Source organism: Arthrobacter sp. 35W (genome assembly GCF_000482545.1).
Classification (GTDB): domain Bacteria; phylum Actinomycetota; class Actinomycetes; order Actinomycetales; family Micrococcaceae; genus Specibacter.
The window spans coordinates 1650279-1674862 of record NZ_KI519454.1; the positions used below are offsets into that span (position 1 = coordinate 1650279).

22 protein-coding genes are annotated in these 24584 nt (G+C 68.4%); 10 read left to right on the forward strand and 12 right to left on the reverse strand.

Annotation, left to right across the window (positions count from 1 at the left end; all coding sequences use genetic code 11):
* Positions 1–122: 122 nt before the first annotated feature.
* From K254_RS0107160 to K254_RS0107180, 5 genes are all read right to left on the reverse strand, one after another.
* Positions 123–860, reverse strand: coding sequence for a S1 family peptidase (locus K254_RS0107160; protein WP_026554780.1), 738 nt, complete (start codon positions 858–860; stop codon positions 123–125).
* A 216-nt stretch (positions 861–1076) separates the two neighbouring features.
* On the reverse strand, positions 1077–2336 hold the full coding sequence (locus K254_RS22280) for a kynureninase (RefSeq protein WP_035749088.1): 1260 nt from the start codon (positions 2334–2336) through the stop codon (positions 1077–1079).
* Between the two features lie 36 nt (positions 2337–2372).
* Positions 2373–3260 (reverse strand): MaoC family dehydratase, encoded by an 888-nt coding sequence (locus K254_RS0107170; RefSeq protein WP_035749739.1) that lies wholly within the window; start codon positions 3258–3260, stop codon positions 2373–2375.
* Between the two features lie 26 nt (positions 3261–3286).
* Positions 3287–4648, reverse strand: coding sequence for a 3-oxoacyl-ACP reductase (locus K254_RS0107175; protein WP_026554782.1), 1362 nt, complete (start codon positions 4646–4648; stop codon positions 3287–3289).
* A 4-nt stretch (positions 4649–4652) separates the two neighbouring features.
* Positions 4653–5990, reverse strand: coding sequence for an acetyl-CoA C-acetyltransferase (locus K254_RS0107180; RefSeq protein ID WP_026554783.1), 1338 nt, complete (start codon positions 5988–5990; stop codon positions 4653–4655).
* 63 nt (positions 5991–6053) lie between these two features.
* On the opposite strand from K254_RS0107180, the gene K254_RS0107185 reads away from it, so the two are divergent.
* Positions 6054–6770 carry a TetR/AcrR family transcriptional regulator gene (locus K254_RS0107185; protein ID WP_081709949.1) on the forward strand — a complete coding sequence of 239 codons (717 nt, stop codon included), beginning with the start codon at positions 6054–6056 and terminating at the stop codon, positions 6768–6770.
* 36 nt (positions 6771–6806) lie between these two features.
* Positions 6807–8882: an acyl-CoA dehydrogenase family protein gene (locus K254_RS0107190; RefSeq protein ID WP_026554785.1), complete on the forward strand. Its 2076-nt coding sequence runs from the start codon at positions 6807–6809 to the stop codon at positions 8880–8882.
* Between the two features lie 42 nt (positions 8883–8924).
* On the opposite strand, the gene glgA is transcribed toward K254_RS0107190, so the two are convergent.
* The gene (gene glgA / locus K254_RS0107195) at positions 8925–10118 is read right to left on the reverse strand and encodes a glycogen synthase (RefSeq protein ID WP_035749091.1); all 1194 of its coding nucleotides are present in this window, start codon (positions 10116–10118) and stop codon (positions 8925–8927) included.
* Positions 10119–10214: 96 nt separating this feature from the next.
* On the opposite strand from glgA, the gene glgC reads away from it, so the two are divergent.
* The 7 genes from glgC (at position 10215) to K254_RS0107230 (ending at position 19596) form a co-directional block, all read left to right on the forward strand.
* Entirely contained in the window at positions 10215–11642 is a 1428-nt protein-coding gene (gene glgC / locus K254_RS0107200) for a glucose-1-phosphate adenylyltransferase (RefSeq protein WP_026554787.1), read from the forward strand.
* Between the two features lie 9 nt (positions 11643–11651).
* On the forward strand, positions 11652–13091 hold the full coding sequence (locus K254_RS0107205; protein ID WP_026554788.1) for an SDR family oxidoreductase: 1440 nt from the start codon (positions 11652–11654) through the stop codon (positions 13089–13091).
* Between the two features lie 4 nt (positions 13092–13095).
* Positions 13096–14139, forward strand: a complete 1044-nt coding sequence (locus tag K254_RS0107210) for a putative sulfate exporter family transporter (RefSeq protein ID WP_026554789.1) — start codon at positions 13096–13098, stop codon at positions 14137–14139.
* A 95-nt stretch (positions 14140–14234) separates the two neighbouring features.
* Positions 14235–15449: an acyltransferase family protein gene (locus K254_RS0107215; RefSeq protein ID WP_026554790.1), complete on the forward strand. Its 1215-nt coding sequence runs from the start codon at positions 14235–14237 to the stop codon at positions 15447–15449.
* 56 nt (positions 15450–15505) lie between these two features.
* Positions 15506–18139, forward strand: coding sequence for an aminopeptidase N (gene pepN / locus K254_RS22285; protein ID WP_035749740.1), 2634 nt, complete (start codon positions 15506–15508; stop codon positions 18137–18139).
* A gap of 90 nt (positions 18140–18229) precedes the next feature.
* Entirely contained in the window at positions 18230–19216 is a 987-nt protein-coding gene (locus K254_RS0107225; RefSeq protein WP_051388954.1) for a S1C family serine protease, read from the forward strand.
* 83 nt (positions 19217–19299) lie between these two features.
* The gene (locus tag K254_RS0107230) at positions 19300–19596 is read left to right on the forward strand and encodes a hypothetical protein (protein WP_026554792.1); all 297 of its coding nucleotides are present in this window, start codon (positions 19300–19302) and stop codon (positions 19594–19596) included.
* Between the two features lie 28 nt (positions 19597–19624).
* Here K254_RS0107230 and K254_RS0107235 read toward each other — a convergent pair whose 3' ends face one another.
* The 3 genes from K254_RS0107235 to K254_RS0107245 form a co-directional block, all read right to left on the reverse strand.
* Positions 19625–20701, reverse strand: a complete 1077-nt coding sequence (locus K254_RS0107235) for a lipoate--protein ligase family protein (RefSeq protein ID WP_035749095.1) — start codon at positions 20699–20701, stop codon at positions 19625–19627.
* Positions 20702–20786: 85 nt separating this feature from the next.
* Positions 20787–21041, reverse strand: coding sequence for a type B 50S ribosomal protein L31 (locus K254_RS0107240; RefSeq protein WP_026554794.1), 255 nt, complete (start codon positions 21039–21041; stop codon positions 20787–20789).
* Between the two features lie 130 nt (positions 21042–21171).
* On the reverse strand, positions 21172–21828 hold the full coding sequence (locus tag K254_RS0107245) for a TetR/AcrR family transcriptional regulator (RefSeq protein WP_026554795.1): 657 nt from the start codon (positions 21826–21828) through the stop codon (positions 21172–21174).
* Positions 21829–21886: 58 nt separating this feature from the next.
* On the opposite strand from K254_RS0107245, the gene K254_RS0107250 reads away from it, so the two are divergent.
* Positions 21887–22561: a hypothetical protein gene (locus K254_RS0107250; RefSeq protein WP_026554796.1), complete on the forward strand. Its 675-nt coding sequence runs from the start codon at positions 21887–21889 to the stop codon at positions 22559–22561.
* Here the strand turns inward: K254_RS0107250 and K254_RS0107255 are convergent.
* The 3 genes from K254_RS0107255 to K254_RS0107265 all read right to left on the reverse strand — a co-directional run bounded on the left by K254_RS0107255 (position 22506) and on the right by K254_RS0107265 (position 24580).
* Positions 22506–23315, reverse strand: a complete 810-nt coding sequence (locus K254_RS0107255) for a DUF2182 domain-containing protein (RefSeq protein WP_026554797.1) — start codon at positions 23313–23315, stop codon at positions 22506–22508. The two genes, K254_RS0107250 and K254_RS0107255, sit on opposite strands and share 56 nt — an antisense overlap.
* Positions 23316–23328: 13 nt before the next feature.
* The gene (locus K254_RS0107260) at positions 23329–23946 is read right to left on the reverse strand and encodes a DUF1326 domain-containing protein (RefSeq protein WP_026554798.1); all 618 of its coding nucleotides are present in this window, start codon (positions 23944–23946) and stop codon (positions 23329–23331) included.
* A gap of 178 nt (positions 23947–24124) precedes the next feature.
* Positions 24125–24580 (reverse strand): peroxiredoxin, encoded by a 456-nt coding sequence (locus K254_RS0107265; protein WP_026554799.1) that lies wholly within the window; start codon positions 24578–24580, stop codon positions 24125–24127.
* Between the last annotated feature and the right edge of the window lie 4 nt (positions 24581–24584).

Sequence of the window (24584 nt, forward strand, 5' to 3'; positions counted from 1 at the left end):
ACAACTAAATAAGCCAGTGTCGCGTGTCACCCTCCGCCCGCCAAGCACTCCGCGAACGAGCATGTGGGGGCAGTCCCCTCGTCGGACGCCGTCCCCACATGCTTGTTCTTGGAAGGAAGAGCTCAGATGCCCGTGGTGGCGCGGATCCACTCCCGGCTCGCGGTGAGGTTGGCGTAGTTGGAGCCGGCGTTGATGTTGGCTCCAGGGTCGGAGTCGTCGCCCGTGGAGCAGACAGCGACGATTTCATCGTCGATGATCAGGGGCCCGCCCGAATCGCCGTGGTTTGCGGCACCGTTGATGCCGCGGATGTGGACGGCAGCGCCGCCGTAGGCGTCGATGGAGGAACCGACGACGGCGACGTCGGCCTGGTACAGGCCCTTCGCGCCGCGTTGGTCGGCCCGCAGCCCGTAGCCCATGATGGTGCCGTTGTCGTGGCGGCTTGGCTCATAGCCCTCGGCCAGATCCGGATAGGACCGCAGACCGTGGGGGGCCGCAAGGTGTACCAGCCCCACATCCCCGGCAGGCGATCCATAGACATGGTCCGCCGGCTCGGCCGTGCCCCGCTCCAGCGTGCTGTTGCTGTAGTAGACATCCATGGCGGTGATTTCGGCAACGCAGTGCTGGGCCGTCAGAATCCACGCATCGTCGATGGCCACGCCCGTGCAGGCGTAGAGCGCCCCGTGCTGGGCGAAGATCAGCTGCACGGCCCAACTGGTGCGGTCCGCCCGCTCCCCGCCAATAACGTAGGTGGAATCGCCGGGCGGCGGAAGGGGAACGGCCGCCGTGGCGGCCGATGAACCGGCCGCGGCAAAGACGACGGCGACGGCTGTTGCGAGGAGGGACCGCAGGATTCGTGGCATGGCACTAGGCTTCCGTTCGGGGGCGCACCGCCCCGCGCCGCATTGCCCAGACCCCGGCGCTGCTGCCGCACGCCACGGACCCCTCCCCCAGCCCTGGGCATGCCTCAAGCGACAGTATGGACCTCCCGCCGCCGCCCGTCCAGTACTTCCTCCCCCACCCCAACTAGGTGACAGTTATCTCACAGAATCCGGCCGAAAATGTGCGATAAGTGTCACTCAGTTGGGCAGCTCCGCGCGGATGGCGTCGATGCCCAGCCACACTTCGGAGAAGGAGGTGGACAGCGGCGAGAGGCCCAGCCGGATCCCGTTGGGATTGCGGAAGTCCGGGATGACGCCCTCGCCCCACAGCTTGGCCGTGGCCTCGCGGAAGGAGGGGTGGTCGATGGTGATGTGCCCGCCGCGCCAGGCCGCGTCGCGGGGTGAGGAAAGTTCGACGCCGAGCGGGGCCAGCACGCCGTCGTACAGGGCCACGGCGTAGTCGGTCAGGGCCACCGACTTGGCCCGGACGGCCTCGATCGAGGCCTCGCCGATGAGGGCGATCATGTCCTGCAGGGCCAGCATGCCCAGGATCGGCGGCGTGCCGCTGGTGAAGGAGCGGATGCCGGCGGCCGGCTGGTAGCCCTCACCCATGCCGAAGGGATCGGCGGTGCCCAGCCAACCCTGGATGGGCTGGCGCAGGTGCGGCTGGTGCTCGGCACGGACGTAGGCGAAGGCCGGCGATCCAGGGCCGCCATTGAGGTACTTGTAGGTGCAGCCCACGGCCAGGTCCGCCCCGCTGGCGTCCAGTTCCACCGGCACCGAGCCCGCGGAATGGCACAGGTCCCACAGAATCAGCGCGCCGGCGTCGTGCGCGGCGGCGGTCAGGGCGGGCATGTCGGCCAGGTAGCCGGAGCGGTAGGCCACATGCGAGAGCACCACCAGCGCAGTCTTGGGGCCCAGCACGGCGGCCAGATCATCCACGGTGACGCCGGCCGCCGGGTCCGGCGTGATCCAGCGCAGGGTCATGCCGCACTCGTCCGCGATGCCCTCCAGGACGAAGCGGTCCGTCGGGAAGTTCTCGGTGTCCACCACGATCTCGGTGCGGGCAGCATCCGCAGACACGGCACCTGCCACGGCGGCGCGGCAGAGTTTGTAGAGCAGCACGGTGGTTGAGTCGCCAATGGTCGTCTGCCCCGGGGCCGCGCCCACGGCCACCCGGCCCAGCTCGTCCCCAATGGCCGCGGGCATCTCCAGCCAGCCCTCGTCCCAGCCGCGGATCAGCCGGCCGCCCCACTGCTCCGTGATGAACTCCGCGATCCGCGCGGCGCTGGCGGCCAGCGGCCGGCCCAGGGAGTTGCCGTCCAGGTATGCGCGGACACCCGGATCGTCACTGCCGATGAAGGCGCTGCGGTGGGCCGCCAGTGGATCGGCCAGGTCCAATTCCCGGGCGAAATCAAGGGTGAGCGGTGTTGAAGGGTTTTCATGGTGGGCCGTCATGAGCACATCCTACGCGCCGCGGCCCACCAGAAAACGCTAGGAAACCAGCGTGGCCACACTCCCCGAAAAGTGCTTGCGGCCCGTGCGGGCATTCCACCCGGCAAAGGTCGACGACGCCCAGGACCCGTCCGCAGCGGTGGTGTCCGCAATCCGCACCGCCACCGTCCCCGGCAGAAACACCGGGGCGGCAAAGCTGATGTCCCAGCTGAACCCCTCCGGCTTGGGCGAGCCCACATCGGCCAGCACGCGCGCGGCCAGGTACATGCCGTGCGCGATCGAGCGCCGCATGCCCAGCGCCTTGGCGGTGAAGACGCTCAGGTGGATGGGGTTGAAGTCGCCGGAGACGGCGGCGTAGGCCCGGCCGGCATCGACGCCCAGGGACCAGATGCCGGTGGGGTTGGGGGCCTGGAAGTCCTCCCGGATGTCCGGGGCCGACGCCGGCTTGTCCAGGCCGGGCAGGTAGACGCCCTTGGCCAGGTAGGTGGAGACGCCGCGCCACAGCACGTCGGTGCCGCCGTCGCCCCGGATTTCCACCACCAGCTCCACCTGCGTGCCCGCGCGGTGGCCGGCCAGGTTGCGCGCCCACGACCTGATGGACAGCGGCATGCTGAACTGCACCGGTGCAAGGTGCTCCACCTGGTTGCGCAGGTGGATCATGCCCAGCAGCGGCAGCGGGAAGTCCTCGCGCACCATGACGCTCATGGCCACCGGAAACGCCATGGAATGCAGGTACCCGGAGGGAATGATGTCCCGGGCGGCCTTGCCCACCAGGTGCTGGTATTCGGTCATCTTCGCGATGTCCGCCAGGACGCCGTGGACCTCCGTGGCCCGCGGCGGCAGGTCCACCGACGGCGTGCTGCCCAGCACGCGGGTGCGGGCGGCGGTGGCCGCAGCGTTCAGGTACAGCTTGGCCAGGGAGGGCATCTCCGCCAGTTGGTAGTCGTCCCGGGTCACTGGCCCACCAGATTCTGTCCACAGACGCGCAGCACATTGCCGTTGATCCCGGCGGCCGCCTCGGAGGCGAAGAAGGCGATCGCCTCGGCGACGTCCTCCGGGCGCCCGCCCTGGGAGAGGCTGTTGAGCCGGCGCGCCACCTCGCGGGTGGCGAAGGGGATCTTGGCCGTCATCTCGGTCTCAATGAAGCCGGGCGCGACGGCGTTGATGGCGCCGCCGGACGGTGCCAGCAGCGGCGCCGTGGCATGGACCATGCCGATCACCCCGGCCTTGGAGGCGGCGTAGTTGCTCTGGCCGCGGTTGCCGGCGATGCCGCTGGTGGAGGCCACCGAAACGATCCGGGGCCCCTTGGCAAAGCGCCCATCGGCCAGGAACGCTGCGTTCATGCGCAGCTGCGAGGCGATGTTGACGGCGATGACGGAGTCCCAGCGGGCGGCGTCCATGTTGGCCAGCAATTTGTCGCGGGTGATTCCGGCGTTGTGCACCACGATGTCCAGCCGGCCGTACCGGGAGAAGCCGAGGTCCAGGATCCGCTGGCCGGCGTCCACGGCGGTGATGTCCAGCTGCAGGGCTGTGCCGTGGATCTCGTTGGCGACGGCGGCCAGATGGTCGCCGGCGGCGGGCACGTCAACGGCGACCACCTGGGCGCCATCGCGGGCCAGGGTGCGGGCAATGGCGGCGCCGATGCCGCGGGCCGCACCCGTCACCACCGCCACCGTTCCGGCCAGGGGGCGCTCCCAGTCAACCGCATCCAAGGTGCCCGGCGTGCCGGCCGTCAGGAACTGGCCGTCCACAAAGGCCGAGCGGCCGGAGAGGAAGAACCGCAGGGCCGCCATGGCACTGGCCGAGGCGGGCTCGACGCCCCCGCCCAGCAGGATGCCGTTGGCGGTGGCGCCGGCGCGCAGTTCCTTGGCCACGGAGCGGACGATGCCGTCCACACCGTGCCGGGCCGCGGCCACGGCAGGCTCCAGCCCGTCGACGGCGGGGCGCGAGATGGTGACGATGCGTCCGCTGGGCAGCAGATCCCGCAGCGATGCGCCCACGGAGCGGACGGGGGCGGAGAGCTCGTCCGGGTGGGCCAGTTCGTCCAGCACGATGATGATGGCGCCGAGCTTTTCCTTGGGCGTGGCATGGCGGCGGACATCCAGCCCCCAGCCCAGCAGCTTCGCGGCCAGCTCCTCGGCCCCGTGGCTGGAGCCCTCCACGAGGACGGGCCCGGTCAGCAGCGCAGCCGTGGGTTCGTAGCGGCGCAGGATGGCCGGCTGCGGCAGCCCCAGCTTCTTGGCCAGGTCCTTGCCGAGGCCGCGGCTGACAAACTGCGTGTACTTGTCGGTGGAGGCGTGTGCAGATGCTCCCATGGGGCTAGCGTCCTTCCAGGATCGCGACGACGCCCTGGCCGCCGGCGGCGCAGACGGAGATCAGGCCGCGGGCCGGACGGTCGTTGGTGCTCCCCTTCTCATGCAGCATCTTGGCCAGCGTGGCCACCAAACGTCCGCCGGTGGCGGCGAAGGGGTGCCCGGCGGCCAGCGAGGAACCGTTGACGTTCAGCTTGCTGCGGTCAATGCTGCCGAAGGCGCCGTCCAGGCCCAGGCGGGCGCGGCCAAACTCCTCGTCCTCCCAGGCGGCGAGAGTGGAGAGCACGGTGCCGGCGAAGGCCTCGTGGATCTCGAAGAAGTCGAAGTCCCCAAGGGTGAGCCCGTTGCGGGCCAGCAGGCGCGGGACGGCGAACACGGGGGCCATCAGCAGCCCGTCCTTGCCATGGACGAAGTCCACAGCGGCGGCCTCACCGTCGATGACGTTGGCCAGCATGGGCAGGTCGTGGGCCGCGGCCCATTCCTCGGAGGCCAGCAGCACCGTGGAGGCGCCGTCGGTCAGCGGCGTGGAGTTGCCCGCCGTCATGGTGGCCTCGGCACCGAGGCGCTTGCCGAAGACCGGAGCCAGCGAGGCCAGCTTCTCCAGCGAGGTGTCGGCCCGCAGGTTGGAGTCCTTGGCCAGGCCGCGGTACGGCGTCATAAGGTCGTCGAAGAAGCCCCGGCCGTAGGCAGCGGCAAGGTTCTGGTGGCTGGCCAGGGCCAGCTTGTCCTGGGCCTCGCGGCTGATCTTCCACTGCGCGGTCGTCAGCGCCTGGTGCTCGCCCATGGAGAGCCCGGTGCGGGGCTCGCCGGTGGAGGGCGCATCGGGGGCCAGATCCTTGGGGCGGATGCGCGCCAGAATGGAGAGCTTTTGGCCGATCGTCTTGGCCCGGTTGAGGTCCAGCAGGATCTCCCGCAGGCCCTCGCTGACGGCGATCGGCGCATCGGAGGCGGAATCCACGCCGCCGGCGATGGCGGAGTCGATCTGCCCCAGCTTGATCTTGTTGGCCAGTCCGATGACCGTTTCCAGTCCTGTGGCGCAGGCCTGCTGGAGGTCGTAGGCAGGCGTCTGGGGGGCCAGGGCGGAGCCCAGCACCGCCTCGCGGGTGAGATTGAAGTCCCGCGAGTGCTTGAGCACCGCGCCGGCTGCCACCTCGCCGATGAGTTCGTCGGCCAGGCCGAAGCGGGCCACCAGCCCGTCCAGGGCCGCCGTGAGCATGTCCTGGTTGGAGGCCTTCGCGTAGGCGCCGCCCGCACGGGAGAACGGAATCCTGTTGCCGCCGACGACGACGGCGGGTCGGATGGTGCGCGGTGTCAGGGCGGGGCTCTGCTCGTTGCTGGCAGTCATGCTGGGGCTCCTAGGATGTGACAGACGTTACTGATACCTAGCGTACCTGATACGCTGGGTATCGTGAACACGCTCGACCCCCTCCCCCGGCCCGCCGCCACGGCCTCCGGCACAGCCCCCGCCGACGCCGGCACGGCCCCCTCGGCAGACAGCGCCGCGCCGGCCGCCGTCGATGGCCGCTCCGCACGCTGGGAGGCCCACCGCGGGGAGCGCCGCAGGGAACTCATCCGCGCGGCGCGGCGTGCCGTCCACGAGCTGGGGCCGGACGCGTCGATGGAGGACATCGCCACCGCCGCGGGGACCTCGAAGTCCGTGTTCTACAGGTACTTTGGCGACAAGGCCGGTCTGCAGCAGGCCGTGGGCGAACTGGCCATCACGCTCATGCAGCAAAAGGTCCTGGCGGCCGCGCAGGCCGCCGCCACACCCCGGCAGGGGCTCTGCAACATGGTCTCCGCCTATCTGCAGATGGCCCAGACCTCCCCCAATGTGTACGCCTTCGCCACCACCGGCCACCCCTCCGCCGCCGGACCGCTGGGCCACTTCTTCGACGAGGTGGTGGCCATGATGGCCGACACCATCCGCACCCATGCCCGCGGCGCCGGCTCCCCGCTGCTGGCCTATTGGCCGACGGCGGCACTGGGCCTGGTGCGCAACGCCGGGGAGCTCTGGCTCATGGCTCCGGCCAGCCCCGGCAAACCCGACCACGGCGAGTTGGCGGAGCAGCTCACCACCTGGCTCTTCAGCGGCATCGCCGCCGACGTCGGCCCGCAGGCCACCTGACCCTGGCTCTATCCACCACCGACCCGAAGGAACCACATGACTGATGTACTTGCACCCACAGCGGCCACCGGCAATGATGCCGTGCAGGTTGACGTCGCCGCGCTCGGCGAGCTCCTGCTCGGCCGATGGGCCCAGGCCCGCCGCCACGCCCGTGCCCTGGCCGCCCTGCCCGAAATGCACAAGATCGAGGGGCTGACCCACACCGAGCACCGCAAGCGCGCCTTCGGCCAGCTCGGCCTGCTGGTGGAGAACAACGGTGTGCACCGCGCCTTCCCGGCACGGTTGGGCGGCTCGGACGACCATGGCGGCAATGTGGCCGGCTTCGAGGAACTCGTCACGGCGGACCCGTCGGTGCAGATCAAGGCCGGCGTGCAGTGGGGCCTCTTCGGCTCCGCGGTGATGCATCTGGGCAACGAAGAGCACCAGGACAAGTGGCTGCCGGGCATCATGAGCCTGGCGATCCCCGGCTGCTTTGCCATGACGGAGGTCGGCCATGGCTCCGATGTGGCCTCGATTGCCACCACCGCCACCTACGATCCGGCCACCGAAGAGTTCACCATCCACACGCCGTTCCGTGCGGCCTGGAAGGAGTTCATCGGCAACGCGGCGGTCGACGGGCTGGCCGCCGTCGTCTTCGCGCAGCTCATCACCAAGGGCGTCAACCACGGCGTGCACGCCTTCTACGTGGAGCTGCGCGACCCGGCCACCAAGGAGTTCCTGCCCGGCATCGGCGGCCTGGACGACGGCGTCAAGGGTGGCCTGAACGGCATCGACAACGGACGCCTGCACTTCACCCAGGTGCGGATCCCCCGGACGAACCTGCTCAACCGCTATGGCGATGTCGCCGTCGACGGCAGCTACTCCTCCCCCATCGCCAGCCCCGGCCGGCGCTTCTTCACCATGCTGGGCACGCTGGTGCAGGGCCGCGTCTCGCTCGACGGCGCCGCCGTCGCCGCCTCCAAGGTGGCGTTGAAGATCGCCATCCAGTACGCCACCGAGCGCCGCCAGTTCAACGGCCCCTCGGACACCGAGGAAATGGTGCTGCTGGACTACCAGCGCCACCAGCGCCGGCTGCTGCCGCGCCTGGCCACCACCTACGCCGCCTCCTTTGCCCATGAGCAGCTGTTGAAGAAGTTCGACGGCGTGTTCTCCGGCGAGCTGGACAGCGATGCGGACCGCGAGGACCTGGAGACGCTGGCTGCGGCGCTGAAGTCGCTCTCCACCTGGCACGCGCTGGACACCCTGCAGGAGTGCCGCGAAGCCTGCGGCGGCTCCGGCTTTATGGCAGAGAACCGCTTCACCTCGCTGCGGGCGGATTTGGACGTCTACGCCACCTTCGAGGGTGACAACACGGTGCTCCTGCAGCTGGTGGCCAAGCGCCTGCTGGCGGACTACGCCAAGGAGTTCCGCACCATGGGCTTTGGCGTGCTGGCCCGCTTCGCCGTCAACCAGGCCGCGGACCTGACCCTGCACAAGACCGGGCTGCGCCAGGTGGCCCAGTTTGTGGCCGACACGGGATCGGTGCAGAAATCGGTGCTGGCCGTGCGCGGCGAGGACGGCCAGCGGGCCCTGCTCACCGAGCGCGTCCAAGCCATGGTGGCAGAGGTGGGCGGGGCGCTGAAGGAGGCGGGCCGGCTGCCCAAGCACCAGGCCGCCGCGCTGTTCAACTCGCACCAGAACGAGCTCATCGAGGCCGCCACGGCCCACGCCGAGCTGCTGCAGTGGGAGGCATTCACCGAGGCTCTGGCCACGGTGGAGGATGCCGGAACAAAGAAGGTCCTGACGTGGCTGCGCGACCTCTTCGGCCTGGGCCTGATCGAGAAGCACCTGTCCTGGTATCTGATGAACGGCCGCATCTCCATGCAGCGCGCCCGGACGGTGGGCGGATACATCAACCGCCTGCTGGCCAAGCTGCGCCCACACGCACTGGACCTGGTGGACGCCTTCGGCTACGGCCCCGAGCACCTGCGCGCCACCATCGCCAGCGGCATTGAGCGGGAGCGCCAGGACGAGGCCGCGGAGTACTTCCGCATCCTGCGTGCCAGCGCCCACGGTCCGATCGATGAGAAGGTGCTGCTGCACCGGGCCAAGGCCGCAGCAAAGAAGGACTAGCGGCCGCTGGTCGAGCCGCAAAGGGCTCGACCAGCGGACCGGCTACAGCACCGAGCGGTATACGTCCAGTGTCTGGGCGGCGATGGACTCCCAGGAGAAGTGCTCGGTGGCGCGGACACGGCCGGCCTCGCCCATGGCCTTGGCTCGGGCCGGGTCGCTGACGACGGCGGTGAGCGCGTGGGCGAAGTCGTGGACGAACTTGTCCGGATCCAGCGGCGTCCCGGTGCCGTCCGAAACCTGGGCCAGCGGAACCAGCAGGCCCGTCACGCCGTCCTCGACCACCTCGGGGATGCCGCCGGTGGCGCTGGCGACAACGGCCGCCCCGCAGGCCATGGCCTCCAGGTTCACGATGCCCAGTGGCTCGTAGATGGAGGGGCAGGCGAAGACGGTGGCATGGCTGAGCACCTGGATGAGCTCGGCACGCGGGAGCATCCGTTCGATGACGACGACGCCGCTGCGCTGGGCCTTGAGCCCGTCAATGAGCGCGTTGACCTCGGCACCCAGCTCCGGGGTGTCCGCCGCACCGGCGCAGAGCACCAGCTGGACCTCCGGGGGAAGCAGTGCCGCTGCCTTGAGCAGATAGGGCACACCCTTCTGCCGGGTCACCCGGCCCACCCAGACCACGCTGGGGCGGGTGGGGTCGATGCCCAGGCTGCGGACGACGTCGTCGTTGGAGTCCTGCTGCCACATGGCGGCATCGATGCCGTTGTGGACCACCTTGACCTTCGCCGGATCCACGTTGGGGTAGCTGCGCAGGATGTCCTGGCGCATGCCGTCCGAGACGGCGATGATTGCCGCGGCCGCCTCGTAGGAGGTCTTCTCGGCCCAGGAGGACAGCGCGTAGCCGCCGCCGAGCTGCTCCGCCTTCCACGGACGCAGCGGCTCCAGGGAGTGGGCGCTGAGCACATGGGGGATCCCGTGCAGCATCGAGGCGAGGTGTCCGGCCATGTTCGCGTACCAGGTGTGGGAGTGCACCAGGTCGGCTCCGGCGATGTCCGGCACGATGGACAAATCCACACCCAGCGTCTGCAGCGCCGGGTTGGCCGAGGCCAGCGCATCTAGGGTTTTGTACGAGGACACGGTGGCCCCGTGGAAGTCCTCCGGTCGCGGTTCTCCGAAGGCGCGAACCCTCAAATCAACCTGGTGGGCCAGGACGCGGCTGAGCTCGGCGACATGCACGCCGGCCCCTCCATAGATCTCCGGCGGGAATTCTTTAGTCACAATGTCAATACGCACGATCTCAAGGTAGCTGGTGGCGGCGTATCTGATCTAGTGTGAAGCAGACGGGGCCACCCGGAGTGGCCAGCCTGCATCAATATAAGCAAGGGGTACGTGGAGATGGCATTCAAGAAGGTTCTGGCAATTGTGTTGGCGGGCGGAGAGGGCAAGCGTCTGATGCCCCTCACGGCGGACCGGGCCAAACCTGCAGTGCCGTTCGCCGGCGGATACCGTCTGGTGGACTTTGCGCTGTCGAATCTGGCCAATTCCGGCTACTTGAAAATGGTCGTGCTGACCCAGTACAAGTCCCACAGCCTTGACCGACATATATCGGAGACCTGGCGGATGTCCACCCAGCTGGGCAACTACGTTGCCTCGGTGCCCGCGCAGCAGCGCATGGGCAAGAGCTGGTTCCTGGGCAGCGCCAACGCGATATACCAGTCCCTGAACTTGATCAACGATGCCCAGCCCGACATTGTCGTCGTGGTCGGCGCGGACCACGTCTACCGCATGGACTTCGCACAGATGGTCGAGAGCCACATCGCCTCCGGCGCCAAGGCCACCGTCGCGGCGGTCCGGCAGCCACTGTCCCTGGCCGACCAGTTCGGTGTCATCGAGGTGGACACCAACGTCGAGTCCCCGGCCGTGGGCGCGCACAAGATTGCCGCCTTCGTGGAGAAGCCGGCATCCACCCCCGGCCTGGCCGAGGACCCTGGCTCCTTCCTGGCGTCGATGGGCAACTACGTGTTTGACACCGATGCGCTGGTGGAGGCACTGAAGAACGACGCCGAGCGGCTGGACACCCAGCACGACATGGGCGGGGACATCATCCCCTACTTCGTGGGACGCGATGAGGCGTACGTCTACGACTTCACCACCAACGACATCCCCGGCGCCACGGACCGCGACCGCAACTACTGGCGCGATGTAGGGACCATCGATTCCTACTACGAGGCGCAGATGGACCTCATCTCCCCGATGCCGGTGTTCAACCTGTACAACTCGGCATGGCCCATGTTCACCCGCCACAACACGGCCCCGCCGGCCAAGTTTGTGCGCGGCGAGATGAACACCGTGGGCACGGCCCTGGACTCCATCGTCTCCAGCGGTGTCGTGGTCTCCGGCGGCGTGGTGGAGAACTCGATCATTTCCCACGATGTGTTCGTTGGCACCGGCGCCCGCGTCATGGATTCGGTCATCATGGACTATGTGACCATCGGCAGCGGGGCCGTGGTGCGCCGGGCCATCCTGGACAAGAATGTCCGCGTCCCCGCCGGCGCCACCATCGGCGTCGACCTTGACCTGGACCGCAGCCGCGGCTACACCGTCACCGAATCGGGCATCACCGTGCTCAGCAAGGGACAGGTCGTCCCGGAGCCGGATGCGGCGGAGCTGGAGCTGTCCCAGTCCATCGTCGGAGTCCTGCCGGAGGCCGTCCAGGCCGCCGTCGGCGATTGCGAGGAAAGCCGGGACATCATGGCGAAGCTGGCCGCGAAGACGGTGGACGCCACCGACGCGCGGCGCCGTGCCGTAGTGCCGTAAAATTGCCGGGTGACTGACCAAGAACTGACCCCCGAGGAAATCCAGACCTGCCTGAAGGTTCTGGACACCATCCACGTCTACGACGAAGAAGATCCGGACTACGTTGCCGTCCGGCGCGCCACGGGGAAGATGTTCAAGGCAGTCAAGCGCTTCCGGCGCACGTCCAAGCGGGACGCCATCAACGAGGCCGACAAGGCCGTGCTGGCCCAGACCGCGACGGCGGCGCCGGACCGGATCGACGACGAGACGCGGGGCAACAAGCTTGCCTCCTCCAGCACCGGTGAGATTGCCGGTACGTTGATCCGTTCGCGCCCCTGCTACATCTGCAAGCAGCACTACACGCAGGTGGATGCCTTCTACCACCAGCTCTGCCCGGAATGCGCAGCATTCAACCACAGCAAGCGGGATGCGCGCACCGACCTCACCGGTCGGCGCGCGCTCCTGACGGGCGGGCGTGCCAAGATCGGCATGTACATCGCGCTGCGCCTGCTGCGCGACGGTGCCCACACCACCATCACCACCCGCTTCCCCAAGGATGCGGCACGGCGCTACGCCGCGATGGAGGACAGCGCCGAATGGCTGCACCGGCTGCGGATTGTGGGCATCGACCTGCGCGATCCGGCGCAGGTGATGGCCCTGACGGACTCCCTGGACGAGGCCGGCCCGCTGGACATCATCATCAACAACGCCGCGCAGACCGTGCGCCGCTCCGGCAACGCCTACAAGCCGCTGGTCGACGCCGAGCTGGAGCCGCTGCCCAGCGATGTGCCCATGCCCGAGCTCGTCACCTTCGGCCACGCCCACGACAAGCACCCCCTGGCCCTGGCCAGCCAGATGATGGAGCACCCGCGGATGGCCGGCGACGAGATCGCCGCCCTGGCCTTGTCCATGGGTTCCGCCTCGCTGGAGCGCATCGAGGCGGGCACCGCCATCGACGCCGGCGGCCTGGTGCCAGATGTGGCCTCCGTGAACAGCTGGACCCAGGTGGTGGACCAGGTGGATCCGCTGGAAATGCTGGAGGTGCAGCTGTGCAACGTCACGGCCCCCTTCCTGCTGGTCTCCCGGCTGCGCGAGGCCATGCGCCGCTCCGACGCCCGGCGCAAGTACATCGTCAATGTCTCCGCGATGGAGGGCCAGTTCAGCCGCGCCTACAAGGGCCCGGGACACCCGCACACCAATATGGCCAAGGCCGCGCTGAACATGATGACCCGCACCAGCGCCAAGGAAATGCTCGACGCCGATGGCATCCTGATGACGGCCGTGGACACCGGCTGGATCACCGATGAGCGCCCGCACTACACCAAGATCCGCCTGGCCGAGGAGGGCTTCCACGCCCCGCTGGACCTGGTGGACGGTGCGGCCCGCGTGTACGACCCCATCGTGATGGGCGAGTCCGGCGAGGACCAGTTCGGCGTGTTCCTGAAGGACTACAAGCCCAGCCCCTGGTAGACCCGTGCCTCCCTTTCTGGCGCGGCTGCGCATCCTGTCCCCCGGCCTTGCCGCCTGTGCCGTGGCTGTGGCCCTGGCGCTGGCGGTCCATGCCCTGGTGCCGGCCCTGCCGGCCATGACGGCCGCCGTCGTGCTCGGGATCCTGGCGGCCAACCTGCCGGTGGCCTCGCGGCTGTCGGTAGGCAGCTGGCGGCCGGGGCTGAATTTTGCTGGCAAGCATTTGATGCGCGTTGGCATTGTGCTGCTCGGGCTCAAGCTCAGCCTGGGCGACATTGCCGCCCTCGGCTGGCGCGCGGCCGCCCTGGTCGTGAGCGTCGTCCTGCTGTCCTTTGCCGGGACGTATCTGCTTGGGCGCCTGTTCAAACTGCCCGGGGATGCGCCGCTGCTGATCGCCACCGGCTTCTCCATCTGCGGCGCCTCGGCGATCGGGGCGATGGCCGCCGTGAAGGGGACCAAGCACCAGGAGACGGTGCTGCCGGTGGCCCTGGTGACGCTGTGCGGAACGCTGGCCATTGGCGTGCTCCCGCTGCTGATGCATCCGCTGGGCCTGTCCCCGCTGATGTTCGGCCAATGGGTGGGCGCCTCCGTGCACGACGTGGGGCAGGTGGTGGCAACGGCCCAGACCGCCGGGGCCACGGCGCTGGCCGCCGCCATCGTCATCAAGCTGACCCGTGTGGTGCTGCTGGCACCGATGGTTGCCGCCGTGGGCGTGCAGGAACGACGGCGGCACCGCCGCCGCGCGGCCGCGGCCGCCGGTGGGCCCGGGGCCACCGAGGCCGCGGCCAGGTTCCCGCCGATTGTGCCGCTCTTTGTGCTGGGCTTCCTGGCCATGATCGGCGTGCGCACCCTGGGCTGGACGACGCCGGAGATCCTCGAGGTGGGCAACACCCTGCAGGATGTTGCCCTGGGCGCCGCGCTCTTCGGGCTGGGTTCCTCGGTGCACATCCGGGTGCTGCTGCACACCGGCGCCCGGGCCAGCGTCATGGCCCTGTGCGCGTGGGCGCTTATTGCGGCGCTGGGTCTGGCCGCCGTGCACCTGATGGCCTGACGCTCCGGCAGCGCCCTCGGCACGTCCCCATCCACCCACCGGCCGCCCAGCCTTCTCCCGGACTTCGGTCAGAAACCGTGGGTACGGTGGATCGAATGGTTTCCATCATCTCGCCTCCGCGTCGAGCGGCCTCCGGGAATTCGATCGCAGGAAGTGCCGCGACGGAGCTGCAGCGGTCCCGGCCCGACATTGGGACGCTCACCGCACTGCGGTTCGTTGCGGCCCTGTGGGTGGTGCTCTTCCACCTCCAGGCCATGCAGCACACCTTCCTGGCCCCGCTCTATGGGCTGTTCCGGCCGGTCATTGCCAACGGTGACCTGGGCGTGGACGTGTTCTTTGTGCTCAGCGGCTTCATCATCACCTACACCTATTTGGACCGGTTGGGCCCCCGGTTCCGCTGGCGTGCCGCCGGGGACTTTGTCTGGGCCCGGTTCGCCCGGATGTGGCCCGCGTTCGCGCTGGTGGTGGGGGTGCTGGGCCTGTGGTTCGCCTACGGGGCTGGACAGGAATCTGTCCAAGCCTGGTCGCTGCAGACCCAGGCGCCGGACCTATCGCCGTGGGGGCTGGCCAAACAGCTGCTGATGGTCCATCTCTGGTTCCAGCCCGGCACCGACGGCGCCAGCTGGTTCGGCCCTGGCTGGACGGTCAGCGCCGAATGGCTGGCCTACCTGGCATTTCCACTCCTGGCGCTGGTCCTGTTCCGGCTGCGCCGGCTGCATCCGCTGGCGGCGCTGGCCGCCTCGGTGCTGGTCCTGCTGCCGACGGCAGCCTGGGGTCTGGACCTGCCCATCGCCACCGGCGGGCCCCAGCCGTATGAGTGGCTGCTGCGGATCGCCTGCTGCTTCACGGCCGGCGCTTTCGCATGCATCGCGGCGCAGAACGCGGACCGCATGAACATCAACACAGCCCTGGCCGGGCCGGGTGCTGTGCTGGCCGGAGCCGCCGTCGCGGCCTTCCTGGCCGCGGCCGGGAAACCGGGCCCGGGACGGCTGGCCGTGCTGGCCTTCCCGCTGCTGATCGTCCTGCTCAGCCTGGCCCGCGGACGGGTCCGCGCGGCACTGGGCGCACGCTGGCTGCAGTACGGCGGGCGCAGCTCCTACAGCCTGTACTTGGTCCACATGTTTTTCATCTACCTCTTCTACTGGCTGGACAGGGATTGGCTGCAGGGCGCCGGTCCGCTGGCCGCGAATCTGCTGGCGGCGGCGTGTCTGGCCGGCATTGCCGTGGCCACGCATCTGCTGTACAGATATGTCGAAGAACCGGCCCGGCACCGGCTGCGCGCCCTGGTCCCACGGGACCGGGTGCGTTGATCCAGATCCGCTGGCGGCAGGCCAACGTGGCCCCGCACACATGATTGAATGTTGTGGTGTCAAATGAGAATCTGCGCCGCGGCGAAGCCGCCGCCCGCGCCGCCCTGGTCACCGTCCACAGCTACGACGTCAGCGTTGATGTCACCAACGCACAAGATCCGCAGGCCGCCACCTTCGCCAGCCGCAGCGAGATCCGCTTCGCCGCCGCCGAGGCGGGCAGCAGCACCTTCCTGGACTTCATCGGCCCCGCCGTGCTCGGCGTCGAGCTCAACGGCCGCGCCCTGGATCCCACCGACGTCGTTGACGGTGCCCGGATCCAGCTGTCCGGGCTCCAGCTCGAGAACACGGTGGTGGTCGCAGCGGCCGCAGCCTATTCGCGCAGCGGAGAAGGCCTGCACCGTTTTGTAGACCCCGCCGACGGCAAGACCTACCTCTACACGCAGTATGAACCCGCCGATTCCCGCCGCGTCTTTGCCAACTTTGAACAGCCGGATCTGAAGGCCCCCTTCACCTTCCACGTCACGGCACCCTCCGGCTGGGAGGTGGCTTCCAACGCCGTCACCGCGTCCAGCACGCCCGCACCGGGCGGCACACGCTGGGACTTCGCCGCCACCTTGCCGATGTCCACCTACATCACCACCATCCTGGCCGGCCCGTACTTCAAGGCCACGGACCACTACCACCACGACGGCTACGATCTGGATGTGCCGCTGGCCGCCTACTGCCGCGCCTCCATCGCCGGCCACTTCGACGCGGACGCCATCTTCACCGTCACCAAGGACGGGCTGGACTACTTCAATGAGCTCTTCGACTACCCCTACCCCTGGGGCAAGTACGACCAGGCGTTCGTGCCGGAGTACAACCTGGGCGCCATGGAAAACCCCGGACTGGTGACGTTCACCGAGAACTATGTGTTCACCTCCCGCGCCACGGACAGCCAGTTCCAGGGCCGGGCCAACACCATCCTGCACGAAATGGCCCACATGTGGTTTGGCGATCTGGTCACCATGACCTGGTGGGACGATCTGTGGCTGAAGGAATCCTTCGCGGACTACATGGGCCACCTGGGCGTTGCCGAGGCCACCGAATGGGGCGCGAAGTCTTGGACGCTGTTTGCCGCGCGCCGCAAGAGCTGGGCCTACGTCCAGGACCAGCTGCCCACCACGCACCCGATCGTGGCGGACATCAAGGACCTCGAGGCCGCGAAGGGCAACTTCGACGGCATCACCTATGCCAAGGGCGCCTCCGTGCTCAAGCAGCTGGTGGCCTATGTGGGCTTTGAGGCGTTCACGGCCGGCACCCGCGAGTACTTCCGCACGCACGAGTACTCCAACACCTCCCTGGCCGATCTGCTCGCGCCACTGGGCGCCGCCTCGGGCCGCGATCTGGGCGCCTGGGCGCAGGCCTGGCTGCAGACCTCCGGCCCGTCGACGCTGACGCCCGAGGTCCAGGAGGCCGACGGCGTGATCACCACTGTTCTTCTCCGCCAGGACGCCGTGGACCCTGTCACCGGACTGTCCGCGCTGCGCCCGCACCGGTTGAAGGTGGGCCTGTATTCTTTCGACGACGACGGCGCCCTGGTGCGCACCGGGCAGGCCACGACGGATGTCACAGGCGTCCTCACGGAGATCGATGGCCTGGCCGGACAGCCGGTGCCGGATCTGCTGCTGGTCAACGATGAGGATCTGACCTACGCCAAGATCCGCCTCGATGGACGCAGCCAGGCCACAGCCCTGGCCGGCCTGGACAAGCTCGCCGATCCGCTGGCCCGTGGCCTGGTGTTCTCCGCGCTGTGGGGTGCCGTCCGGGACGCGCTGCTGCCTGCCTCGGACTACGTTGAGGCCGTGCTGCGGCTGGCGCCGGCGGAGACCGATCTGGTGCTGCTGCAAACGCTGGTGGACAACGCCCTGTACGCCGTCGAGCACTTCTGCCCGGCCACACAGCGTGAAGCTCTGGCCGCCGCCGCCGCCGAAGCCTTCGCCGGATTTGTGGACGCGGCCGAGGCCGGCTCGGACACGCAGCTGGTCTGGGCACGCGCCCTGGCCCAGCTGGGCCGGCGCACCGATGCCTCCTTGGCACGGATCCGCGCGCTGGTCGATGCCACGGCGGTGCCGGCCGGGCTGGTGGTGGATTCCGCCCTGCGCTGGCAGCTCCTGCAGGCGCTGGCCAGCCGGGGACAGGCAGAACTTGCCGAGCTCGACGCGGCGTTGGCCGCGGACAACACGGCCTCGGCCCGTGCCGGGCACACCGTCGCGTCCACGGCACGGCCGCTGGCCCAGGTGAAGGAACGCGCGTGGGAGATGGCAGTGGTGGGCACCGCGTTGTCCAACGAGTTGCTGGGCGCCACCATCGAGGGATTCATGCTGGGCGGCAGCGATCTGCTGGCCCCCTACGTTGGCTCGTACTTCGACGCCCTGGACGGCATCTGGGCCGGGCGGAGCATCGAGATTGCCAGCCGCCTGGTGCGCGGCCTCTACCCGGCCACGGCAGACTTGGCACCTGGGCAGGACCCCGCCGGACACCCCGTGGTGGTCCGCACCGACGAGTGGCTGGCTGGCCATGCCCAGGCCCCCGCCGGGCTGCGCCGCATCGTCCTGGAGCAGCGCGAACACCTGCTGCGTGCGCTGCTGGCCCAGGAATTTGGCATGGCCCAGCAGACCGCAAACGAAGGCACTGTGGCGGTTCACTGAGGGCGTACCGGGACGTGGATTAGCCCGGAGGCCGGCGTCGTTTCATAGACAGGTGCTTTAGAGGGCGACGCCGGCCCGGGGAGGTGCGCCATGGACAGCGCAGCAGAACACGACCTGGCCGGGCAGGACAGTGCCCGGGATCCACTGGACTCCTATTCACAGACGGTCATCCGCGTGGCCGAGGCCGTCATCCCGCATGTGGCGGCCATTGAAACCTCGGGCACCAGCCCCGATGGCCGGCGCATCGCGGGCAGCGGCTCCGCCGTCGTCTTCACCGAGGACGGCTACATGCTCACCAACGCGCATGTGGTGGCCGGCGCCTATGCCGGCCGTGCCATCTTTGCCGACGGCACGGCCACAGAGATCGACATCATCGGCTCCGACGTCCTTTCGGATCTGGCAGTGGTCCGCGCCCGCACGGCGGCCCCGGCCCCGGCCGTCCTCGGCGACGCCGGGTCGCTGCGCGTGGGCCAGCTGGTCATCGCCGTGGGCAACCCCCTCGGGCTGGCCGGCTCAGTCTCCGCCGGCGTCGTCAGCGGTCTGGGGCGGTCCATCCCCACCCGGGCCGGGCACGCGGGGCGCGTCATTGACGACGTCATCCAAACCGACGCCGCCCTGAACCCGGGCAGCTCCGGCGGCGCCCTCGCCGACAGCCGGGCACAGGTGGTGGGCATCAGCACCGCCGTCGCCGGCGTGGGTCTGGGTCTGGCGGTGCCGATCAATGCCACCTCGCGCCGCATCATCGCCGCGCTGCTGAACGATGGCCGCTTCAGGCGTGCCTATCTGGGCGTGGTCAGCACACCCATGGTGCTGAACCCGGTCCTGGCCCGCAGCACCGGCCAGCGGCAGGCACTGCGCGTGGTGGATGTGATTGCCGGCTCCCCCGCGGACCGGGCCGGGTTGAAGGCCGGGGACGTGGTGCTCACCGCCGGACGCCAGCCCGTTGCCAGCGCCCAAAGCCTGCAAAAACTCCTGGTCGACGGCGCCATCGGAGCGCCGCTGCCGATCACCGTACTGCGGTCCGGAGCAGCGGTGGATGTGGTCGCTTTTCCGGAGGAAATGGCGCAGCCCGCCTGACCCGCGCCCCATGTCTTGACTTGCCTTCCGGCCGGGCCTCTACTGGAGCTGTCAGGCACTTTCCTGCCATCCAAGGAGCAGTCATGGGCGCGAAGCCATACGGAGTTGTGCACTTCTTTGCCGGGGGGACCCAGGAGCAATACGATGCATCCATTGCCGCCGTCCACCCGGGCGACGGCCTGTTGCCCGAGGGCCAGATCTTCCACGCCGGAGGCGCCTCGGAGGGCGGCTGGACCATCATGGCCGTCCACGAGTCGAAGGAGAGCTGGGAGAAGTTCCGGGACGAGATCCTGATGCCCCGGATGCAGGCGGGCATTGACGGCGGGTTCACGGCACCGCCGGCGGAGACCGTCGTCGACCTCTACAAGGTTCTTCCCTAACCACCTCCGGCCAGGTGGCTGGACCGCATCAGGGGATGCGGTCCAGCCACTCCCCGGTGGCGAACTTCCCCTCCACACGGCGGGCGGCCTCGGCCAGTTCATCCTCGGTAAGCACCGACTCGGTGGCCCCGTAGCGGTCCTTGAACGTCGTGGCCATGACCGCCAGAATCTCCGCCCGGGACAGCCCGGTCTGCCGGCGCAGCGGGTCCACCCGCTTCTTGGCGGAGGTGGTGCCCTTGTCGGAAAGCTTCTCCTTGCCGATGCGCAGCACCTGGACCATCTTCTCGGCGTCAATGTCGTAGGACATGGTGACGTGGTGGAGCATGCCGCCATTGCCCAGTCGCTTCTGGGCGGCGCCGCCGATCTTGCCCTGGTCGGTGGCAATGTCGTTCAGCGGCACATAGAAGGCCGACACGCCGATGGATTCCAGCGCCGCCATCACCCACCCGTCAAGGAAGGAATAGGAATCGGCAAAGCTCAGCCCGTCCACCAGCGACTGGGGCAGGTAGAGCGAGTAAGTGATGCAGTTGCCCGCCTCCATGAACATCGCACCTCCCCCGCTGATCCGCCGCACCACGGTGATGCCGTGCCGTGCCACACCCTCGGGGTCCAGCTCATTGCGAACCGATTGGAAGCTGCCGATCACTACGGAGGGCTCCTGCCAGTCCCAGAAGCGCAGTGTCGGATTCCGCCGGCCGGCCCCCACCTCCTCGGTCAGCACCTCGTCCAGGGCGACGTTCATGTGGGTCGGCAGCACTGTGGGGCCGATGATGTCCCACTGGTGGTCGCTCCAGCTCGTTGCCTTGGCCAGCGCCCGCCGGACAGCGACGGCCACAGCCTGGGCCGAGAAGCCAAAGAGGACTACGCCGGCCGGCAGGGCGGCGTCGATGGCCGCGGCGAGCTCTGCGGCCGGAGCCTCGGCTGGCTGCCCCTCAAGGGCCGCGTTGATGTCCGCCAGAGCCTCATCGGGTTCAAGGAAGAAATCGCCGCTGATGGAGACCTGCGCCAGCCGGCCCTCCACCACACTCAGATCGGCCACCACCAGCTTGCCGCCGTGGACCTTGTACTCGCCGTGAAGCGCCGCCGGGAAATCATTTTCTGCCATGATTCCATCCTAAGGTGGTCTTAAACGCGGAATGCCCGCACCAATCGGTGCGGGCATTCCTGCAAAAGCAAAGGAAAGAAGTGTATTACTTCTTGCCGAAGCCAGCGAAGCGGGCGTTGAAGCGCTCGACGCGGCCGGCGGAGTCCATGATGCGCTGCTTGCCCGTGTAGAACGGGTGCGACTCGGAGGAGATTTCGACATCGATGACCGGGTAGGTGTTGCCGTCTTCCCACTCGATGGTCTTGTTCGAGGTCGCCGTGGAACGGGTCAGGAACTTCGTGTCGGAGGCCAGGTCGTTGAAGACAACGGCTTCGTACTTCGGGTGGGTGTTGCTCTTCACGGTAATACCTCTTTTGTAATCGCCTGGATTTTGCCAGACGGACGGGTTCAAATGGCCACGTGGGCCAGCTGTCAATCCTAGCGTGGATTGTGCCATTCTCCCAACACAGGCGGGATTCGGACAGTGGGCCTCAACGTCCATCGGCTCGCGGGCGGGCCAGCAGCATTTCGGGAAGGATGCCGCAGAGCCATTCCATGATGCGGTCATGGCTCCAGCCCCGCTCAACAGCGAGGAGGTTGTAGGTGCTGTCACCGTAGACAGTCATGAAAGCATCGGTGAGCTCATCGACTGTCTGGCCAGCCCGGAGCGGCCCCTTCTCCGCCAGCATCTTCAGGACCTGGCCGAACCCGTCCCGGCGAAGATTCTCGTGGTACCGGTGCGTCCGGCGTACTTCGTCATCAGTCAGGGCAGCTGCTCGGAGAACTTCGGAGATGGCCGCCGCGCGCGCAAAGACGCCGCCCGCGCCGCGGATGAAGATTCGCAAGGCCTCTGCAGCATCGGGCTCTGCCATCATGACTGTCCACCACGGCTGGGCCTGCGGCGGACGGGGATGCTCTTCGCCCAGGACTGCCACATCAATCACGGCACTGATGAGCTCTGGTTTGGTGTGGAACACGAAATACACCGTCTGCGAAGCCACTCCCGCACGGACCCCAATGCCCGCCATGGTGGCCCCGTGGAATCCCCGGGCGATGAATTCCTCGTGTGCAGCTTGAATGATCCTGCGCCTGGTGGCGTCCGCCTTCTTCCTGCGGATGCCCTTGACGGGTGGTGTCTCCGGGTTCATATTTAGAGTATGACACTAGAGTGTAGCTCTAGTGAAATTCATGAGCTAGGAGCGTATCGTGAACGCGCACTTCTTTGGCACTCGAAGTGCCACTCTGGCAGCGGTGGGCGCGACGTGCGGGATTGCTTGGGCCGCAGGCTTCCGCGGCTACATGGTGGAGCTCGCCGGCCCGTCATCCACTGTCGATTGGTGGAGGACGTTTGCCGGGCTCATCCTGCCTGGCGCCGTTGCGGGCGGACTCCTGGGGTGGGCGGAAGCTCTGCGGCGCAGCGGCGGCCGCCGGCACTGGCGCTTGCTTGCACTGGCGCCCCTGGCCTTCGCCGCCGCTCCGATGTTCCTGCCCGGGGCGGTCCCCGCTCTGCTCACCACGGGCCTCGGCGGAGGAGCCATCGCCGTCCCCCTGATGGCGATGGGCGGCGGCTACGCCCTGTCGCACCGGGGCCCGCTCTGGAGCAGGCTGGCCTGTGGCATCACCAGTGCAGCCCTCCTCACGGCACTTGCCTTGACCGGCCCCGCCATCGGCGGCCCAATGCTCGCCCTGACGGAACCGCGCGGCGCCTGGGTGGCACTTCTGGTCTCGTCGTTCGTGGTTGTCCTTGCCCTCGCCTCATCGATCCCGCATCGGCCACTGGATGTGGCCGCAGACGGCGCCCCGTCCACGAGCCTCCCCAGCCGGGTCAGAGGGCCATGGCCGGCATCACCGCGGGCGAGAGGGCAACAACCACCGCTATGACGGCCAGTGCCACCGCAACCGAGCGGTTCGCCAGCCGCTTCCACGGGAGCATCTTTTCAACGGCAATGAATGCGCCGACGACGGCCATCCACCCCACACTCATCACCCCAAGGGCGAACAGCGCCGCCATGAGCGCCCAGCAGCATCCGACACACCACGCACCGTGCTCCACCCCCATGCGCAGCGCCCCGCCGTAGCCGCTGCGCAGGCGGTGCAGGATGAAGTCCATCGGCGTCCGGCACTTCGACAGGCAGACGTCCTTGGCTGAGGTGAGCTGGTACAGGGCAGCAGCCAGGATCACGCCGGCTGCCACGTAGCGGCCGCCCTCGCCCGGGGACAGTGCCGTGGGAAAGAGTCCTGCCGCCGCCACGTACAGGCCGTAGGACAACAGCCCGAAGGCAGTCCATGTGGCCAGATAGCCGGCCACAAAAACGGCCGTGCTTCCCGGCCTCGCCTCACGTCCAGTTTCCCGGCGGTGCCGGTGGATCCGTGCGTAGGCAATGACCATGGGGGCAACAGAGGGAAACATCATGGCCGCCAGCATCACCACCCACGTTGTCGTGAAGAACCCCAACGACCCCGGATCCGTCCAGCTCCCCATGTCCATGCCGTCCATCCGCGCCGCCGTGAACAACCAACTGATGGCGGCAAGGACCAGCAGGACCACCACCAGGGTGGCCTCGCGCAGATCAACCCCAGCCAGTGTGGCCCGCGGCCGCGGGCCTCCACTGGTAGTCAGCCGCGGCCGGGCCACGATCCGCCGCCGGTCATGCGCGCCCCTTGGGGGCGGTCTCGGCCATTTCGCTCGCATAGGAGAAGTCCGCGCTTTCGGCGTAGATGCCGTCGAACTCGATGCCCATCAGCATCTGGTGGCCGGATGCCCTCCCCACCATGTATTCGGGGCCAAAGGCGAACATGGCGTTCTTGACGGTGGTGGGTCCGCCGTCGGCGCCCAGGGCGGGCTCAAAGGTGTAGTTGACGCCGTCACCGGCCACGGCGGTGGGATTCCCGCCATTCGTGATGGCAACACGGGCGCGCTCGACACCGAGCCATTCGCCGTACAGCGCTGCAAAATCGGCGAACGGGCCGCCTTCATCGCCATGGAGGATGCGCCCCACGGCGTCCGCCTGGCCGTCCGAGGCTCCATCGTCGACGACGGCACCGACCTTCCAATTGCCCGCAGTCAGGTTGGCGGGGAACACATTGCAGAAGGCGAAATCGACGCCCGACAGATCCGTGCCGTCGAGCCGGCCGTTCTCGATGTGGAAGACGGCGACGCCGCGGCACTCGCCATCGGGTCCGTTGGGCGGACCATCAACCGGACACGGGCAGAGCAGTGCACAGCTGCAATTTGCTACATACGTACCAGACATTTCCCACGACATGAGATTCTCCTAGCTGGCGGCCTCGCCGAGGCGCCTTGCGCCTTCGGCGCGCGGGGAGATTCGTTGGGAACCACACGAAGGCCCCGTTAAACCGAGGGTATTCCCGCTTCCTGACACTGTCAACGGGAATCCACACAGACCTCTTGACATGATGCGCGGAGCATGGTTCGGACGGAACCTACATCGTGCGGAGGGCCGCCAGGGCGCCGTCGGCGTGGGCCGCCATGTCCAGTTCGTTGGCGATGATCTCCCGCACGATGCCGTCCGTGCCGATGACAAAGGTGGCCCGGCGAGGCGGCAGTTTCTTGGCCAGGAGCCGCCGGCGCACGCCAAAGGCATCGGCGACGGCGCCGTCGAGGTCGCTGAGCAGCGGGTAGCCCAGCCGGTTGGCCTGGGCGAAGGCCAGCTGGCGGTCCACGGTGTCCGCGCTGATGCCCAGAATCGTGGCGCCGGCGGCGGCGAACTCTGCGCCAAGGTCGCGGAAACGGCAGGCCTGCTGTGTGCAGCCGGGGGTGCCTGCCACGGGGTAGAAGAACAGCACCACCGGACCGGAGGCCAGCGCAGCAACGAGCGAACGCCGCACGCCGTGCTGGTCCGGCAGCTCGAAGTCCTTCACCTGATCGCCAATGTCCATGACT